The organism is Coprobacter fastidiosus (assembly GCF_982245605.1).
This window is the reverse complement of the sequence record NZ_CEVCIF010000032.1, coordinates 27,568-45,348: the sequence shown is the minus strand read 5'-3', so window position 1 is coordinate 45,348 and position 17,781 is coordinate 27,568. Positions and strand designations below refer to the sequence as shown.

The following is a 17,781-nucleotide window of genomic DNA, read 5'->3' as shown; positions in this document are numbered from 1 at the left end:
ATATTCCACATTGAAATTTTCGTATCTGGCAAGATTGAGGATAATCTCCTGTATCCTGTCCGGAAAGGCATCCAACGGAAGACCTGTTTCCGGAATGCCTTCCACCTCCGAACGAAGCATGTTGGTCAAATGAATGGTATCAAACATAGCCACCTCCTTCCTGTTTGGGAAGTTTGTCACCAATAGCGAATGCTTCATAATGGAAACGGCGCAGAAAGCGGTCCACATCTTCCTGCGTGTACCAGTACTTATCACCTTCACGCGAGTAGCCGAGATAACCGTTGTCTCGCAACTTTTTCAGATACTTATCTTTAATGTTCAACATCTCCATCAAAGACTTGTTATCATAAAGACGATACCCACCTTCATGAGCCGGAGGCGGCAGTTTCTCTTGTTTCTCTACTATGCTGAGAATCTTTTCAAGCAGTTCCCGGTCGCATAGTTTCTTTTCACCATTTAATTTTTGAGCCATAGTTTATAGTATTATGGCTTAACCTTCCTTATGCACACTCGGACTGTAAGCCGGGTTTACGTGCTATGATACGACTGTGCACATCGTACCAAAAGCACGGTGCAAAGGTTCAAACTCATTAGGAATCTTGGTGTTAGAATGAATTAGATACTATATTAGAGGTCGTATTAGAGTTGCATATAACACGGAGGTAATGAATTTATAATCTGCTGCTTATCAAACAAAAAAAGAGTAGCACATTGGCTACTCAAATAACTTGTCAATTTTCTCGGATCCTGTAGGCGCAGCTTTGTTTTTTCGGGTATGCCTTGATTGAGTCAGATCTTTCATGTTAAATAACTTATCTAATTCAGTACCCGGAAATAATTCCACCCTGCCTGGCATCCAGAACGGCTTATCATCATACTTGGTTTTTTCAGGATAATCTTCGCAATAGATACGTCCACACATATATGCAAGAAGAACTTTGTTCAAAGTCCACTCATAATGGTCATCGTCGATAATGATATATCCTTCTTCAATGGCTTTATCAAAGATCTTTCTTGCCAATTCAGTATCAAGCCGAGGCGGTAAAGTCACTTTATGGTGGTCTGGAACCATATCTTTTTGCACAGATTCAGTTTCTGCGATTTTCTTTCCCTTAATTCGCTTCTTTTGATACAAGTCCTCTGCTGCATAGATCAACGTTATTGCACATCCGATAGCAGTACTGATTCCGACAATGACAGCCGTGCCGGTTTCTGTTCCCCAAGATGGACGAAGCACCCCTAAGCCAAGAAGGATGAGGATACCGATAATGGTAGTGAGTCCTACTCCCCAGAATACCTTACGGCTGTTTAACCTGTATATATAGGTTACAACCAGTACAATAAGGAATCCTGCTATCAGGATACATGCAACTCGAAATGGCAATGATATCATGTTTCTTTATCTTTTCACAGTGATTATATAGTCAAGTTGATTAATTCTCCGCTCAGTTTTGCCACCTCTGCCGATAGCGTTTCCGGCAGGAAACGGGCATAAACCTTCTCTGTAATATCCGTGCTGCTATGTCCGAGCAGACGGCTGACTACCGACATGGATAATCCCTTGTTCAGCGCAAAAACCGCAAACGAGTGCCGGGCTGCGTGCATCGAGAGACTGAACGGAAGGCCGATCTGTTCACCGACAACGGCCAGCGACTGGTTGATGCATTTCGTGGCATTGTTGCGAGCCTTGTACAGCGCCTCCGCGTCATCCAAATCCAAAGTCTCTTTTACAAGGTTGAACACATATCGGCATCCTTCACGTTTTTCCCACCATTGCTGTAATATATGTAATGCAGGTTCAGTAAGAGGTATGACATGCCGTTTGTTTGTCTTTATCATAATCTTCCGCAACTCTTTCCTTGCAAAGTCGATATGTTTCCATTGCAGGGTCATCACATCCACTACACGGAGGCCGCAGGCGTGGAACGCAAAGAAGAACATTTCCAGAAATTCTTTTCTGCGCGGTTCAGTACAGGTCTTGTAATATTCAAGCAATGCTGCCATCTGTTCCTTACTGAGACTTTTGCCGTCAAACTCTGCTTCTTCTTCAGAAAGCGATACCTTAGTCACAATGCGCATATCCTGAATCCTTGCATTGACGGCAGGTTCCATCATGCCCATTTCACAAGCGTATGCACATGCTTTTAGTATCGGAGTCAGAGAGTGGTTGATAGTGGCATCACTGTTCTGCTTGATTTCTCTGCGCCACGATATATAACTGTCTAACAACTCCGGAGTCATATCGCCTACATAAATGCTGTCAGAACGATAGGTTCCCTGTCGGGTAGCCCTCAGGAATGTCTGGAATATATTCATGCAGCTCTTTCCGTTTTCATACCGGCTCCTTCCGATTCTGTTTCTTGCATAGTCTGAAGAAAGACGTTCCAATGTAAACTCCACGAAGTCCTTCCCTTGATCACGACGCGCAAGAGGCTTGTCCGCAAGAAAGCCGGATACGACATCAGCGGTTATCTGATTAGGATGCTTTTCATTATATTCGGCAAGTAGCGAATCTATACGTTCCACACGTGCCAGCAATAACTGGTTAAGCCGTTTGGATTCACCGCCATGACTTGCACGTATTTCACCCCGTCCCTGATTGCCGTTCTGGTTCCAGTCCGCAACCTTGACAAAGATATTCGTTGTCTTACGGATTACCTGCCTGTTCCAAGTGTATTCCAACTCGACAGGATAGGCTTTTTCCTTGTCAACCACTTTCGGCGTACGAAGGCGGTATTTGCCCAATGGATATAGTCTTTTCGGTCTTCCCATATGCTTTTCCTCCCAATTCAATATTCATGAGGAGAAACAAAGGTAATGCATTTTAGACAAACAAACCCAGTTTTTGAGAAGAAAAACCGCAATTTAGACAAACAAACCGCACCATACAACACCATAAAACACCAACGCGACAAACAAATTATCTTTGTTTATCGCGTTGATATTTAATTGTTTAAGTAGTCCGAGGGGCGTCAATACTCGTCCTCGTTAAAGAAAAAATCTTCTTTACTAGGATAGTCGGGCCAAATATCTTCTATACACTCATATATCTCACCTTCATCTTCCATTTCTTGTAAATTTTCGATTACCTCAAGAGGGGCTCCCGAACGCATTGCATAATCAATCAACTCATCTTTAGTTGCAGGCCAAGGCGCATCTTCCAATTTAGATGCTAATTCTAACGTCCAGTACATAATTATATGCTTTTAATGTTTTCCTTCCAAATTTTCCGCAAAAATAGAATAAAATTTCTCATTCGCAACTATTATTCCAATAAATTTCTTCTATGCCTTCTTCTACATTCATAAAGCGCGATAAGACAAACAGATAATCCGACAATCGATTTATAAAACGAAGAATAAGTTCATCTACTTCATATTGTCCGGCAACTTCACAAATACGTCTTTCCGCCCGGCGACAAACCGTCCGGCAAATATGAGCTTTAACCGCAGCCGGAACTCCTCCGGGCAAAACAAATCGATTGAGCGGCGGCAATACACGGTCAATTTCATCGATACGCCGTTCTATACGCTCTACATCCGTAGCTTTCATTCGGCTTGCTTCGCGCAATTCGGTAAATGCGGTATCAGTTGCCAGATAAGAACCTACGACAAACAACTTATTTTGGATAAACTGCAATAGTTCTGTATCTGAAGATGAAACGGGCAAAGTCGCTATCAACATACCCAAGTATGAATTCAACTCATCAACTGTTCCATAAGCCTCTAAACGCACATCATATTTCGAAACACGCTTTCCTCCTACCAAAGAAGTTTGCCCCCGGTCTCCTGTCCTCGTATAAATTTTACTTTTCTCCATAATTCATCAATTATATCGACATAATAAACAAATCAGCACCGCCCGGTTCTACCAAAGCAGTGCTAATTTAATCAAATTATATGATTTTCATACAATCATCCGATCATTTTATCCGGAACTTATAAACACATGTCTGCTGATAAGTTTCTCCGGGTTTAAGAATCGTATTCGGGAAATCCGGATGATTAGGAGAATCCGGGAAATGCTGTGTCTCCAAAGCAATACCACAACGGTAATCATACGGCTGTCCGGATTTTCCGGTAGCTGCCCCATCAAAGAAATTTCCGCTATAAAATTGTAATCCGGGCTCTGTGGTCCAAACTTCAAGCTGACGCCCTGTTCCCGGTTCGAAAACAGTTGCTGCCCATTCCAAATTCTTATCAGTATGACGATCCAACACCCAGTTATGATCATATCCCTGACCATTTCGCAATTGAGGGTCATCCATATCTATACGGCTGCCGATTTGGCGTGGTTTCTGAAAGTCAAAAGGAGTTCCGAGAGTTTCCTTTAATTCACCTGTGGGAATCAAAAGACTATCCACCGGAGTAAAATGAGAAGCCCGTATAGTCAACTCATGGGCTAATATATCCCCATTCCCCTCACCCTTAAGATTAAAGAAAGTATGGTTCGTCAAATTAACCGGTGTAGCTTTATCTGTGGTAGCAGTATAATTAATCTCAAAATCATCATTGTCCGTAAGCTCATAAGTCATTTTAACATTCAAATTACCCGGAAAATTCTCTTCTCCATCCGGAGATAAATAAGAGAAACATATCTTATTCGGCATCACGCTATCTACATTCCAAACCACCCGGTCAAAACTTTTAAGGCCACCATGCAAACATTGTCCATTATTATAAGCAGCCAACTGATATTCCTTGCCATCTAAAGTAAATTTACCGTTTGCAATGCGATTCCCGTACCTGCCGATAGCCGCACCGAGAAAACGTTCGCCCGGATTATTGACATAACTATGAATATCCTTATATCCGAGAACTACATCAGACATCTTTCCTGCCCGGTCAGGAGCCCATAAAGAGACCACCCGAGCTCCGTAATTCGTCACTTGCATAGCCATTCCTTTGGCATTTTTCAACGTATAAAGCGCGACTTTTTTACCATCTATAATGGTATCAAATTGCGAATCAGGCAACAAGGTCACTTTCGGACCGGAGTTGCACCCCACTAATAAAGGAAGTAGGAAACATAAAGATAATAACCGTTTCATTTGCGTATGTGATTAGTGATTAACAAATTCAACAAATCGAAAAAGAGATACCCTCTTCACTATGAAACAAAACAACAGGTACACCTTATTTCTAATTATTTTGCGAAAGCAAGATACAAATTTTTTTTGAAAAGCAATATTTAGAATGCAACAATATAATCTTGTTTATTTAATTTAGGATCACAAAATGCAATTCCCAAGTCAAATAGGTCCATTGTCACTCGAATTCTTTCGTCCGATATAAATCTGCGCCACGCATCTAAAGCTCTACTCTCCGAATGTATTCCTTCTATGAGGATAACGGTATTCTCTCCCAAACAGGGAAATAACCGATTATAAATCAATTCATATTCTTGTATATCAGATGGACGGTGAATGCAAATAAAATCGGGCGTGCCAAATTTCAAACATTCTGACAACCCTTCTGAAAAATAAGAGTTGAAAAAACGGATATTTTGCAAGTCAGAAGGTATGACATCTTTCGAGAAATTATAAACACGAGTATCTGGATCTGCGCAAAAAAGTTGAGACCGAGTATTTCCTAAATAAAGACACAAAGACGAAATACCCCAACAAGAACCATATTCAAATATTATATCCGGATGAAATCGGTTGACCATACGGAAAAGCAAGCGCCCATATTTTTCCGAAACAGGTTTGCGTCGTTGAAAATCGTCTTGAGTAAGCTGGTTACACACCCGGGTATGCCAAACTTCCTCGATCTGTTGATAGGCATAATAACTATAAGTTTCTTCTATTACTTTGGTTATTAAATTATAAGCAAACGGGGAGTGGACACCGAAACCTTTCCGATGTCTTATTTTACGAAAATTTTTAGTACAATATTGCTTTAAGATACGTTTCGACATATCGTAATCAAACTATTTCCTCAATACAGGACTTAATTTAAGGTCGAGCGCAAAGGTATTGTTTTTTATTTAAAGATGAAAAACAGCTCATAAAATTACTCGTAAACAAATCACATGATATATATTTGTTCCCCAAACTACTTTATTTACAAAGAAATGAAAGAAAAAGACAGCATGGAATGGAAAGTATTGAGTAGTCAGTACATATCTCAAGAACCATGGTTTACCGTACGTAAAGAAAAAGTGCAACTTCCTAACGGAAACACGATCGATTCATATTATGTTTTAGAATACCCTAATTGGGTTAACGTAATCGCAATTACCAAAGACGGGAAATTTATTTTCGAACGACAATATCGTCATGGATTGCGAAGTACTTCATACGAACTGTGTGCCGGAGTTTGTGAAAAAGAAGATTCATCTCCGTTAATCTCCGCACAAAGGGAATTAATGGAAGAGACCGGTTATGGGAAAGGCGAGTGGGAAGAGTTTATGATCATATCTCCCAACCCAGGAACCCATACAAACTTAACCTATTGCTATCTTGCTACTAATGTAGAAAAAATATCCGAACCACATTTAGAAGCGACAGAAGATATACAAGTAAAACTCTTGACTATCGAAGAAGTAAAAGATCTATTGGAAAATAATAAAATAACTCAAGCCCAACATGCTGCTCCCTTATGGAAGTATATTGCATTATACGGGGAAAACAGACATTTTTAAATTTTTATGGATCAATTAGAACAGCTATCAAAGCAAGAGCTCATCGAGTTAGTACATATTTTTGCTAAAAACATGCTGGCATTAGATGGTGTATGGTTTCAATCCATAGAGACTAAGCTCGGCATGGATGAAGCCATAGAGCATGATCAAAATGCTTGGAGGAAATATACTGCAATTGAAGCCAAGCGTATTAAAACGTTTTTAAAATTACCGGAAAAACCGGGTATAAACGGCTTAAAAAAAGCGCTTGACTTTCATTTTAATGCTTTTCTGAACCAAACAGAAACCCGGATAACCGAAGATACACTTATTTACAAAGTTATTGACTGTCGTGTACAGACTGCCCGTACTCGTAAAGGAATGCCTTTGCATCCTTGCAAATCGGTAGGGATCATAGAATATTCTTATTTTGCAAAAGAGATCGATCCAAGATTCGATTGTGAAACGATAAGCTGCTTTCCCAATATTACCGACCCGACATGTGCCTGCTGTTGGAAATTCACATTACGAAACGAGACTAAAACAGACTGAAAAAGCCCGGAAATATAATTCTATCAAATATCTTAAGCAAACTCCTAAGTTATAATAACACAATACGATTAAACATAAAAAATAACTTTCTGACATTATAATAAAGTATTTTATCGATTTTTTACTTTGATAACCGATTGAAATACTTATCTTTGTAGCGGAAATACTAAAAGAGTGTTATTTTAGTATGTGTGTGTATTGTGAATGTAAAAGCAGGAACTGGCAATATTGCCGATTCCTGCTTTTCTCTTTTAAACATCCTAAATTTAATACTGTTTTATAAAACTCTTCTTATCAACTTTCGTATCATAAGGGACAAGTGTAAAGCCATAAGAAACCTTACCGGGATTCAACTTAATCTGATATTCATTACGAGGCTGAGCTCCCCACGAATTATCACCTCCGATACCCATCATTTTATAATCGATGAAAAGATCTACCAGTTGCTGAGACTTTGCATCGCACGTATGGCGTTGGGTCAAAACCGACGGACGTTGAGGAATATCATCCCTGAATTCCCCACTATCTAAACTTTCAAGGGTATAATTCGAAACATTCATCTCCAACTTATCGTCTGCAACAACCAACAAACCTTTTCCTTTTTTATCGGATAGCGAGAACCAAATAACATCGGTACGGTGACTATTTTCCTGCGGACGAATATACGGCTCAAACATATCTGCCACACGACAAGAATATTCCCCGACAAAACAACTTGTTTTTCTATCCTGATAATTTTCCCACGGACCTCGTCCATAATAAGTAAGGTCAGTAAAATCGACCGGCATTTGCATCCGTAAACCGATACGCGGTATTGCCGGGACATCTTTATTGTTCACAGTAAATGTATTATCTACATTTATTACCCCATCGGCAAAAACTCTATATGACACATTCCAATGAGAATTGATACGACGATAAGGATAACTACACGACACCATCACACCGTTTTCCGTTTTTTCTACCGCAAAATTTTTCGGTACAAGATTCTGGTATGTTGCATCTTTCCAAACCCTCAAACGATTAGGGGTATCCCACCCGTAGTCATTATCCAAAGGCGCTCTCCAAAATACAGGTCTCAGTCCGAAACCATTCAAGATATATTCAGTTCCTTTATATCGGTATGAGGTCATAAAACCAGAACTCTTATCAAATACGACCTTAAAATCTTTTCCGGATAAAGTTACAGAATTCTTATCTTCTTTGACACTGATCGATCCTTGCGGCAACTCGGCCTTTTCCTTTACATAAGTATTTATCGGCATCTGTTCCTTGGCAATTGCATAACCTACGGGCAAAAACGGTTCTGCATCTCTTATTCTGACTTCAAAAAGTATCCGATAATCAACCAAAGCCGGCTGTGTGGAAGGCAATTCTTCTACCTTAATCTGTTTAACCTGCTGAGGAGCAAGACTAAGAGATATATTTCCGCTTTTAATAGCCTTACCATCCGCTGTTATCGTATATACGATATCATATTTACTCAAATCGGTAAAGAAAAAACCGTTCTTTATATTTACGGTTCCCTGTATCGGATCGAAATCGGTAAATTTTATATTTTGATAAACTTTTCCCATCTCGATCGTATGGGGTTTAACTTTACGATCGGGATAAACCAGACCATTAATACAAAAGTTTCCATCCGTAGGCGTACCTTCCTCTCCGAAATCTCCCCCGTAGGCCCAATAAGACTCTCCTTTTGCATTCTTAGCAATCAATCCTTGGTCTACCCAATCCCAAATACATCCGCCTTGCAGTAAATCATATTTTTCGATCGTATCCCAATAATCTTGGAAATTTCCGAGACTGTTTCCCATAGCATGAGCATACTCGCATAATATCAACGGACGATCGGATTTTTTATTCGTAGCATAGTTTCTGATTCCTTCTATGGAACTATACATCGGACAGAAAATATCGGTATTCCACTCCATTCCGGCCCGTTCATACTGTATCGGACGGGAAGGATCGGTTTCACGAATCCAACGATAAGTATCATAAAAACAAACTCCATTTCCCGATTCATTTCCTAAAGACCAAATAATGACTGACGGGTGGTTTTTATCCCTTTCGACCATACTTCGGGTACGATCCATATGAGCATCCACCCAATCCGGATTATTCGCCAGAGAATGCCCTTTCTGTATGTTATATCCCATTCCATGCGATTCTATATTCGCCTCATCAATTACATATAAACCATATTCATCGCACAATTGATAAAAACGTTCTGGCTGCGGATAATGACTGGTGCGGACAGTATTCACATTATATTTTTTAAAAAGTTCGAAATCTTTTTGCATCAGTTCTTCTGGCACATAATGCCCCGTATATCCATTATGTTCATGAATATTTACCCCTTTTATAAGTATCGGCTGTCCGTTCACCAACAACTGTTTACCCTTTATCTCAACAGTACGGAAACCTATACGGCTGGCTATCGATTCAGAAATTTTTCCATTCCCGTCTTTAATAGTTATCTGTAAAGTATAAAGGTTTGGAGTTTCGGCAGTCCATGCAGCAACATTCGGAAGAATCGCTTTAAAATTCATGGTAGACAGACCTTCTGCAACAGAACGTTTTTCCTCTCCGTCAGCAACAATTTTATTCTGTCTATCGAGAACCTTATACATTACAGTATATGATTGCACTGTGCCCGAAGCATTATTCAGCGTTATATCCAAATCAAGCATGCCATTTTTAAAAGAGTCGTCTAAAGGAGTACGTGCAAAAAAATCGGCCAGCCGCACTTTCGGTTGGGCATAGACATATACATCTCTCTCAAATCCGGTTAAACGCCAAAAATCCTGACATTCCAAATAATTTCCGTCCGAAAAACGATGTATCTGTACCGCTAACGTATTTTTACCGGGTTTAGCATACTTTGTAATATTAAAACGCGCCGGAGCTTTTGCGGCTTTTGACATTCCGACAAATTTCCCGTTCAGATAGAAGTAAGCCGCACCTTTTACACCATCGGCACTTAAAAAAATATCTTTCCCATTCCAATCGGGAAGATCAAAATCCCGACGATAAGTTCCGGTCGGATTCCACTCTTTAGGGACATAAGGGGGCATAGGATGTTGCAAATACTTACTATATCCCGCAGAGACAAATTCATAAGGGACATTCGTATAAATAGGGTCTCCGAAACCTTGCATTTCCCAATTTCCGGGAACCTGAATATCTTTCCATTTGCTGACATCGTAAGAAGGATACATGAAATCTACCGGACGGTCATTGAATTGTTCGACATAATTGAACTTCCATTTTCCGTTAAGTAGCAAATAATCTGCCCCTGATGTCGGGTTTCCTGCCAATGCACTATCTTCATCTTTATATGAAATAAAACTGGCCCGGGCAGGTTCTTTGTTTATACTCACAACTTTCGGGTCGGTTATTTCGGCATACCGGTCAGAATTCTGGGCAAAAGCACCGCCCACCATAACCAAAAATAATGATGCAAAAACGGATGTTTTTTTCATGGGTATATTATATTTTATAATTTATCCTCTTTAATATTTGGACAATTTCCCGAAACGAGAATAGACAGCAACATTTTTCATTTAACAAAAAATAACCATATAAGGTCCTTCCGCAAATTTAGACAAATAATACTAAAATCAAACGATGAATAATCCGACGAGTGTATTTTTTACATTTTTTATATACTCTTCTCTTTCCCGCTTATTTTTAACGAAACGGTATTATTTATTAATATAGTACACACCGATTTTATTTCTTATTTTTTTAATTATTTTTACGGTAAAAAAAAGTATATGCTCATAAATATCCGTTTATATAGCCAGCAATTAACAGAACCGACATTCGATACCCCTAAAGAAATCGTATCATGGATGGGAGCTATTCAAGCACAAAACTACAATATGGCGAAATGGGCAATCGGTATCCGGCTCAAGCACGTCACAGATAACATCATAGAAAAAGCCTTCCAACAGGGAGAAATATTACGAATGCACATATTGCGTCCTACATGGCACTTTATTATTGCAGAAGATATACATTGGATGCTGAAGCTCTCGGCGCAGCGAATAAGATCTGCCAATGAGTCCTTCGGGAAAAATCTAGAAATAACAGAAAAGCTATACACAAAATGCAACCGGTTAATCGAAAAACACTTAACAGGAAATAACCACCTCACCAAACAAGAAATCGGAGACATTTTGAAGAAAGAAAATATAAAAACCGATATACCTCGGTTAAATAGATTTCTTATCCGGGCAGAGACAGAAAAAATCATTTGTAGCGGAATAAATAAAGGGAACAAACAAACTTATGCTCTACTCAACGAACGTGTTTCTCCTGCCAAGGAAATAACGAAAGACGAAGCTCTTGCCAAGCTGGCAAACAAATATTTTCAAAGTCATTCTCCCGCCACATTAGAAGATTTTACATGGTGGTCAGGATTATCTGTTACGGAGGCCCGACAAGCTATTGATTACATCAACTCTTCCCTGCTAAAAGAGCAACTCGACAATCAAAAAGAAATATTCATCCATGAATCATATTCAAACAAAAATTTACCTCAAAAAAACATTCTCCATTTTTTACCCTCATTCGATGAATATTTGATCAGTTATAAAGACCGAAGCGAGGTCTTAAACGAAAAATACCGGGCAATGGCATTTAACAATTACGGCACATTTTACCCCGTTATTTTATATAATGGAAAAATTTCGGGTAACTGGAAACTTCTTCGAAATAAATCAGGAATAACTATAAAAACATCTTTTTTTGAAAAAACGACTTCTATTAATCAACATCTTATCGAAAATGCAGAAAAACGATATAAACAATTTATCGATTCTTTTTCTACCACCTAAAAGCCTATATTAAAAAGATATTCCTATCGCCCCTGATATATAGTCAGACTTGACTTTGCTCATGTAGCAACCATGCTTCCAAGCAGCTTTAATCTGTAACAGATAGTTCTTCAGAATCCGATGCGAGAACTGTATACCAATATCAGAAAATATGCTGTTCGATGAAATAAAACGATAATTATGATAAAGCATATTCAAAACTCCGGAATCTGTTATTTCCGTTTCCGACAAGGTAATATCCGTGTCAAAAGCACGAGAATAGCCAATTCCGGCATCTATCTGCAAAAAACAATTTTCCCATGTCTTATATCCTCGAACAGAGACGTTTCCGGACAAACGATTTTCCTCAAGTGAACGAGACGGATAAATATATGATGTTTTGTTGCGTTTATAGGTAACTTCAGGCGACAAAGACAATTTATATCCCTTCGCAATTTCCGCCTCATACATACCGACAATACCGGTGTAGAATATATTGTTACGATACTGTTCTACCTCACCTATTTTCGGATAAATTTCATTCGTTGCATCACCGAACAGATTTTCAATTCCGTTTCTACGAGAAACATTACCATACCCTTTTACACCCCATACCCTGTATTTCGTGGTATTACGGTAACCCATTTCAAATTTTCCGGAATGTTCATGTATCAAAGCCATCGGTAATTCATTCAAAGAAGAAATTATTTTCTCACAAGAATAATAACGATAAGAGAACGTCCCGGAAAATCCGCTTTGTTTATGAGAAGAGAGCCCGATATTTCCGCCAAAAGATTTTCCCTTATAATACGCACTGTTATTATTCCCCGAGAAACGGGCATAGTCCATTCCCATTCCGGTAAAATGATAAACTTTCGACTGACCTAATTCGCTATAAAATTTTATTTCATTAGATTGTTTATACTTTGTTGCAAAAGCAGATATTCCGATGCCATAATGAGTTTTTGTCCGCAACGAGATACCTAACGAAGCATTCAACTCTCCAACAACATTTTTAGGACGAGGATCGATATTCCTAAACTCCACGGCAGCCCGATAATCCAACGTTCCGCCCCAAGTGACACGAGCATATTCCCGGGCATATCCTCCGGCAAAATAATATTCCTCACACCTTAAATCTCCGCCGACCGAATCTCCCAAAACATAAGGATACACCCAATCATAATCGGATGTCTCGTTCCAAACGACATTTCGTTTCACGCCGTTCCTATAATAAGCCTGTCCCCATAATTTCCTATTTTTCAGAACAATATACGAATCCACATCAAATGATCCGCGAATCAAACCGTCTCCTTCTTGCAGAAGGATCGGTTGATCCTCAGCCGAATATTCCACGATCGCATTTGCTTCGGTAAGAGTTAAGGCATGCTGATAATATTTTTCTGCCGGATTACGATAAAGCAAATCGAAAAAAGTTTCTCCGAAAGAATTATTCCGCAAATTTCGCTGCATGACAGAAAGCGTATCCCCGGCATACAAGAAAGCCGGACACAATAAAAGCAACATAACGACAGCACATCCTTTTTTCATCTCACTTTCAATTTATGTTACTCGGTCTTAGGCGTTACACCGTCATAAGTAATATTCACAGCCGGAGTACCATTGGCATCCGTGGCCGTATGTTGTTCTTCGATCAAAGAAGGTACACATTCGGTATTAAAGTCATCAGAAGAGTTATTCGTGTCTTTCAACACCTTTCTACCGTCACGAGTAATATACAACAACTTTCGGCGAACGCTTTTAAAATAGCGAGTTTTATCTCCGTCGATCGTTCCGCAGTGAGTCCAGCCCGAATCCAAAGACGGATCGGTAACATTCCATACATAACGAGACTCTACACTTGTATTCACAGCATCTATAATCCACTCATTAGGAACTTTATAGGCTGTTTGTTCCATAGGGAAAGTCCCGGCAGGCAATACCATGACATACTTATAAGTATAAAGATAATTCTTTAAGAAGTCTTCTTTCTTTTCCGGAATACGAGCTAAAGCAAAAGCTCTGAACCCCCGATTATGTAGAATCCAGAAACTAAGTGTATAACAATAGTACTTATCCAAATTCGGAACTGTCGGGCTGTCGATATCCATATGCGCAGGAACAGAAGATTCATCATACCATTCGAAGTCAGCACGACTCAAGTCGAATGAATTCGGATTGGCAACCCGATGATCCATACCGGTATCACAAATTATCAAAGATTCCCCCGGCTGTACAGGATGGTCTGTCCCATTCCCGGGTATCGTATAAATGGCTTGTACCGTCATCGCCTCTTTCATAATATCCGGTGTATAGTCATATTTGGTAACCGTTATAAACTTAGACTCCATCAAAGACACACCGTCAGCATACAAGACATGATCGGTATTGTTATAGATTTTGACATATTGATCGCCATTATACTGTTTTCCAGAAGGTTGCAACGTTCCGGTAAAAAAGATTTCTTCAATAATGAAGTCGTTTTTATCTTCTAACAAATAGGACTCTAACGTAACCTTCACATCTGTCCCGAGTACCTTTAAAGAGGCCTGATAACCCCTTAATTTTCCTTCTGTCATTTCCCCATTTTTCAAATAAGTGACACTTGCTTCATAACTACAGTCATACAATCCCTCAGGTAGCGAAAACTGTTTAGAATTGGAATACTCGGTTTCCATTCCGGAAGATATATTCTTGAATTTCACTGTCTCATACTGCACAGACAGTTCTTCTAAATCGGATGGATACTCAATCAATATATCCACCGTTGTATGCGGAATATCGCTTTTCTCCTCACAACTGACAAAAAGAATAAAAAAAATAACCAGAAAAAATAACTTGGATTTCATTGTTCTTATTATAATTTAGATATATTACAAACTAAAATTCAATTCCATACCGAAATAAGGATTTACATTTCTTCTTATCCGCAATCCGTTAGAGGTATAATCCGGAAGATAATCCAAAATACGGTTAGCGAATAAAGCAAGCTTCAGATATTTACCGATCTGTTTCGTTGCTTTAAAATTGACATACATAGCCATCGGAACAGTTTGTTTCTTAAACGAATCGGCATTGTACGTCTTCACCAAAAACTGCAACTTCATATCTTCTGCAGACTCCTGCGTATAAGGATGTAAAAACCCGTCATTCACATCAAGATAACTTACCGGTACCCCGTTCTGATACATTCTTTGCGTAGAAACAAACCACATGCACTGTACCGATGTCGAGAAAATAAGCCCCCATTCCGGGACTTGCGTATCCAACATAAAATTGGTATTGAATTGTTGATTTATTCTCCCGCTATTCCAATCATACAATCCGACATATTCTTCTTGAATCGGACGATTATCCACTACTTCCGAAACCGTTTCAAACATAGGCTGACTATTCGTATAAGTAGATTTAAACCAGGCCCCGTTAATAATCACAGATGTTCTCAACGGCCTGATACGCTGAGATGTAAATTGAAATTCCACCCCTTCTTTTTCTAACCGACTGCCATTCGCCGCTTGCGTATATCCATCCAGTTTCCGGGTATCCGTATAAGAAATATCCTCCAATGCGGGAGGGCCTTGTAAAGAACCTGCATCAATAGAAGATGCATCATATTTACGATACTCAAAAGGCATATAATAAGAAGAGTAACGAAATCCAGATGTCAATCTTTCTCTAAAATATGTCACAGACAGGCGATTACCGTTATAAGATATATCGCTTCTTACCTCCCATTTCCGATTCCTCGAAGGTTCTAACCGGTAATTCGTGATATCCTTGATATAAGTACGTACATTAATTCGACTATATTCCAACGGTTTATTAACATCATAATAGTTTAACTGAATAATATCGTTATACCATTTGTTAGGGTACAAATAATCTATGGTCGGCATTTTTGTCGTCAGACCATATCCTCCTGATATATCTATATTCAAATCATGGTTACCCAACCGAATGCCCGGAAAACTCCATCGGGAATTGATACGCGGATCAAGATAAACTTTTCCTTGTAGCAAATAAGCCGGACTCATACCGACCAAAGAGATCGAACGGACACCGGCCAACGTCTCCCATTTATGTTTACCCATACGAGCGGTAATATTATCTTCCAGAAAGAAAGAGAGGTTTTGCAATGCAGGTATATCCTTATAAGCCCTCGGTCGTGTAGTCCATCCGCTTATTACGATCGGGTGGCTTATATCATATACTTGCCCCCGGCCTCTGTTCTTCGAATAGTTCCATTCCCCTCCGGCTTTCATACTATTTTTAACCTTACCTAAAAAAAATTCCAATTCTCCCTTTATTTTCAGAAACGCATTCAACGGTTTGCCCTCACTTAAATAATCGGCAACATATTGTCCCAAAAGATAAGTTCCGTCATGTACCCCCTCTTCCATACTGGTCGGAGCTACCGTCGCACGTTGAGGAGACATCAGTTTCGTCCTCTTCAACCTGTCCGACTGAATACTTACAGAAGAGTTGAGCTCTATAGATTTTATCAAATCTACCTTAGGGAAAGTCCACGAAAAATTATTCGTAAAAGCTGTCCGGTTATACGTAGATTTATATTTATCTATTTTCTGATATGACAGATCGGGATCAGTTTTTACATTATCGAACGAACCGGTATAATCGACACCGGAGTTCCATCCCATATTCCACATCTCTTTTTTAAGATTCCACGTCGAACGCACCGAAGCATTGATACGTTTATAATTCTCGAGATTATTTCGCGGATCTACTTTCGAATCGAGATATCCCCCGTCTATATTCAAAATCAGATCTTGTCCCGGAACGGCAAATCCCTTACCGACAGAAAAAAGCTTACTGTATTCATCTGCCTTAAAACGAGCGGTAAACGGAGTCGATTTCCTTATTCGCTTAATATTCACCAAACCGCTGGTAAGATTTCCATATTCCGCAGAAGGAATTCCTCGAACGATCTCCACACTTTCTATATCATCGGTAGATATGGAACGCATATCCACACCTTTATTCGTTATATTTCTTTTATACTCGGGAGAACTCGAGTCAGAGCCCGAAGGAATATACTGCATATTGGCATCACCGTTAATCGGAGCTCCATCGACAAGGAATAAAGTACCCAAAGAGGAGATAGAATAATCGGGATTGTCGCTTTTTTCTCCTGAAGCATTCAACGTACCCGTTTCACGTAACGTTATCGTATTGGCTACTCCCATATTGGGGGTCTGGGATATATTTCCCGGCAAAAGTTCCAACAAATCGGCAAAACTCGTAGGCTGCAAATGCGCCATTGCAGCTCTATCGATTTTCGACGAACTAACGATCCCCGGTGACTCGGCAGCAGTTATCACAACCTCCTTCAACTTATTAGACCGGGCAGTCATATCTATCTGTAAAAAAAGGTCGCTCTTCAATTCGATCTTTTTCTGCCACGACACATATCCCAAATAAGACACCTGCAAAACATACTCCCCGGGCAAGACAAAAGAGAATTTAAAATTTCCGTTCTTGTCAGACAACCCGGAAAATGTATTTTTCCCTTTTAATTGTATCGTAGCGAACTCAAGTAACTCCTTCGTGAGCGTGTCTCTCACACAACCACTGAAAATTACTTTATCCGGGACAGCCCGGACAAAAGGGAAATACAAAAATGTCACAAAAAAAATCAGAATTATTTTCTTCAAATTCATCCCCGGAGATACCTATATTAATGCGATGCGAAAATAGAGTGGATATTATCATCATACAATACCTACAAATACTGATTAATACTTCATAAAATACCTAAATTATG

At 39.5% G+C, this 17,781-nt stretch carries 14 protein-coding genes and 1 pseudogene; 3 read left to right on the top strand and 12 right to left on the bottom strand.

The features are described 5' to 3' along the window. The 8 genes and pseudogenes from AC0UMU_RS09330 to AC0UMU_RS09295 all read right to left on the bottom strand — a co-directional run. A pseudogene (locus AC0UMU_RS09330) lies at positions 1-147 on the bottom strand (DUF3987 domain-containing protein); the annotation flags it as partial. Then, positions 140-472, bottom strand: a complete 333-nt coding sequence (locus AC0UMU_RS09325; protein ID WP_118945001.1) for a helix-turn-helix domain-containing protein — start codon at positions 470-472, stop codon at positions 140-142. The pseudogene AC0UMU_RS09330 and the gene AC0UMU_RS09325, both read right to left, overlap by 8 nt. Before the next feature lie 243 nt (positions 473-715). Beyond that, positions 716-1,237 carry a hypothetical protein gene (locus tag AC0UMU_RS09320; RefSeq protein WP_473979920.1) on the bottom strand — a complete coding sequence of 174 codons (522 nt, stop codon included), beginning with the start codon at positions 1,235-1,237 and terminating at the stop codon, positions 716-718. Between the two features lie 179 nt (positions 1,238-1,416). Then, a complete protein-coding gene (locus tag AC0UMU_RS09315; protein ID WP_473979919.1) occupies positions 1,417-2,772 on the bottom strand; it encodes a tyrosine-type recombinase/integrase in 1,356 nt (451 codons plus the stop codon). Between the two features lie 200 nt (positions 2,773-2,972). Then, positions 2,973-3,194, bottom strand: coding sequence for a DUF2795 domain-containing protein (locus AC0UMU_RS09310; RefSeq protein ID WP_473979918.1), 222 nt, complete (start codon positions 3,192-3,194; stop codon positions 2,973-2,975). 58 nt (positions 3,195-3,252) lie between these two features. Beyond that, positions 3,253-3,819: a cob(I)yrinic acid a,c-diamide adenosyltransferase gene (locus AC0UMU_RS09305; protein ID WP_009318183.1), complete on the bottom strand. Its 567-nt coding sequence runs from the start codon at positions 3,817-3,819 to the stop codon at positions 3,253-3,255. 103 nt (positions 3,820-3,922) lie between these two features. Then, entirely contained in the window at positions 3,923-5,050 is a 1,128-nt protein-coding gene (locus AC0UMU_RS09300; protein WP_022599892.1) for an aldose epimerase family protein, read from the bottom strand. A gap of 140 nt (positions 5,051-5,190) precedes the next feature. After that, positions 5,191-5,919, bottom strand: a complete 729-nt coding sequence (locus AC0UMU_RS09295) for an O-methyltransferase (RefSeq protein WP_278716683.1) — start codon at positions 5,917-5,919, stop codon at positions 5,191-5,193. Positions 5,920-6,075: 156 nt separating this feature from the next. Here AC0UMU_RS09295 and AC0UMU_RS09290 point away from each other — a divergent pair, with 156 nt between their 5' ends. Further along, entirely contained in the window at positions 6,076-6,645 is a 570-nt protein-coding gene (locus AC0UMU_RS09290) for an NUDIX hydrolase (protein ID WP_288640881.1), read from the top strand. A gap of 6 nt (positions 6,646-6,651) precedes the next feature. Next, entirely contained in the window at positions 6,652-7,176 is a 525-nt protein-coding gene (locus AC0UMU_RS09285; RefSeq protein ID WP_009318187.1) for a DUF6125 family protein, read from the top strand. Positions 7,177-7,442: 266 nt separating this feature from the next. Here the strand turns inward: AC0UMU_RS09285 and lacZ are convergent, their stop codons facing one another. Then, positions 7,443-10,661 carry a beta-galactosidase, LacZ type gene (lacZ, locus tag AC0UMU_RS09280; RefSeq protein WP_473979917.1) on the bottom strand — a complete coding sequence of 1,073 codons (3,219 nt, stop codon included), beginning with the start codon at positions 10,659-10,661 and terminating at the stop codon, positions 7,443-7,445. A 294-nt stretch (positions 10,662-10,955) separates the two neighbouring features. Between lacZ and AC0UMU_RS09275 the strand changes: the two genes are divergently transcribed. Beyond that, positions 10,956-12,020 carry a winged helix DNA-binding domain-containing protein gene (locus AC0UMU_RS09275; protein ID WP_009318189.1) on the top strand — a complete coding sequence of 355 codons (1,065 nt, stop codon included), beginning with the start codon at positions 10,956-10,958 and terminating at the stop codon, positions 12,018-12,020. Between the two features lie 9 nt (positions 12,021-12,029). On the opposite strand, the gene AC0UMU_RS09270 is transcribed toward AC0UMU_RS09275, so the two are convergent. The 3 genes from AC0UMU_RS09270 to AC0UMU_RS09260 are packed head-to-tail and all read right to left on the bottom strand — an operon-like array spanning position 12,030 to position 17,677. Then, positions 12,030-13,550, bottom strand: a complete 1,521-nt coding sequence (locus AC0UMU_RS09270) for a DUF6850 family outer membrane beta-barrel protein (protein WP_418729153.1) — start codon at positions 13,548-13,550, stop codon at positions 12,030-12,032. A 17-nt stretch (positions 13,551-13,567) separates the two neighbouring features. Further along, the gene (locus AC0UMU_RS09265) at positions 13,568-14,848 is read right to left on the bottom strand and encodes a DUF4876 domain-containing protein (RefSeq protein ID WP_009318191.1); all 1,281 of its coding nucleotides are present in this window, start codon (positions 14,846-14,848) and stop codon (positions 13,568-13,570) included. Between the two features lie 24 nt (positions 14,849-14,872). Further along, the gene (locus AC0UMU_RS09260; protein ID WP_270214083.1) at positions 14,873-17,677 is read right to left on the bottom strand and encodes a TonB-dependent receptor; all 2,805 of its coding nucleotides are present in this window, start codon (positions 17,675-17,677) and stop codon (positions 14,873-14,875) included. Positions 17,678-17,781 lie beyond the last annotated feature (104 nt).

Excerpts from the sequence above, each read along its gene's own strand:
- AC0UMU_RS09325 (WP_118945001.1), bottom strand. The coding sequence starts at position 472 with ATGGCTCAAAAATTAAATGGTGAAAAGAAACTATGCGACCGGGAACTG.
- AC0UMU_RS09315 (WP_473979919.1), bottom strand. The coding sequence starts at position 2,772 with ATGGGAAGACCGAAAAGACTATATCCATTGGGCAAATACCGCCTTCGT.
- AC0UMU_RS09310 (WP_473979918.1), bottom strand. The coding sequence starts at position 3,194 with ATGTACTGGACGTTAGAATTAGCATCTAAATTGGAAGATGCGCCTTGG.
- AC0UMU_RS09305 (WP_009318183.1), bottom strand. The coding sequence starts at position 3,819 with ATGGAGAAAAGTAAAATTTATACGAGGACAGGAGACCGGGGGCAAACT.
- AC0UMU_RS09300 (WP_022599892.1), bottom strand. The coding sequence starts at position 5,050 with ATGAAACGGTTATTATCTTTATGTTTCCTACTTCCTTTATTAGTGGGG.
- AC0UMU_RS09295 (WP_278716683.1), bottom strand. The coding sequence starts at position 5,919 with ATGTCGAAACGTATCTTAAAGCAATATTGTACTAAAAATTTTCGTAAA.
- AC0UMU_RS09290 (WP_288640881.1), top strand. The coding sequence starts at position 6,076 with ATGAAAGAAAAAGACAGCATGGAATGGAAAGTATTGAGTAGTCAGTAC.
- AC0UMU_RS09285 (WP_009318187.1), top strand. The coding sequence starts at position 6,652 with ATGGATCAATTAGAACAGCTATCAAAGCAAGAGCTCATCGAGTTAGTA.
- lacZ (WP_473979917.1), bottom strand. The coding sequence starts at position 10,661 with ATGAAAAAAACATCCGTTTTTGCATCATTATTTTTGGTTATGGTGGGC.
- AC0UMU_RS09275 (WP_009318189.1), top strand. The coding sequence starts at position 10,956 with ATGCTCATAAATATCCGTTTATATAGCCAGCAATTAACAGAACCGACA.
- AC0UMU_RS09270 (WP_418729153.1), bottom strand. The coding sequence starts at position 13,550 with ATGAAAAAAGGATGTGCTGTCGTTATGTTGCTTTTATTGTGTCCGGCT.
- AC0UMU_RS09265 (WP_009318191.1), bottom strand. The coding sequence starts at position 14,848 with ATGAAATCCAAGTTATTTTTTCTGGTTATTTTTTTTATTCTTTTTGTC.
- AC0UMU_RS09260 (WP_270214083.1), bottom strand. The coding sequence starts at position 17,677 with ATGAATTTGAAGAAAATAATTCTGATTTTTTTTGTGACATTTTTGTAT.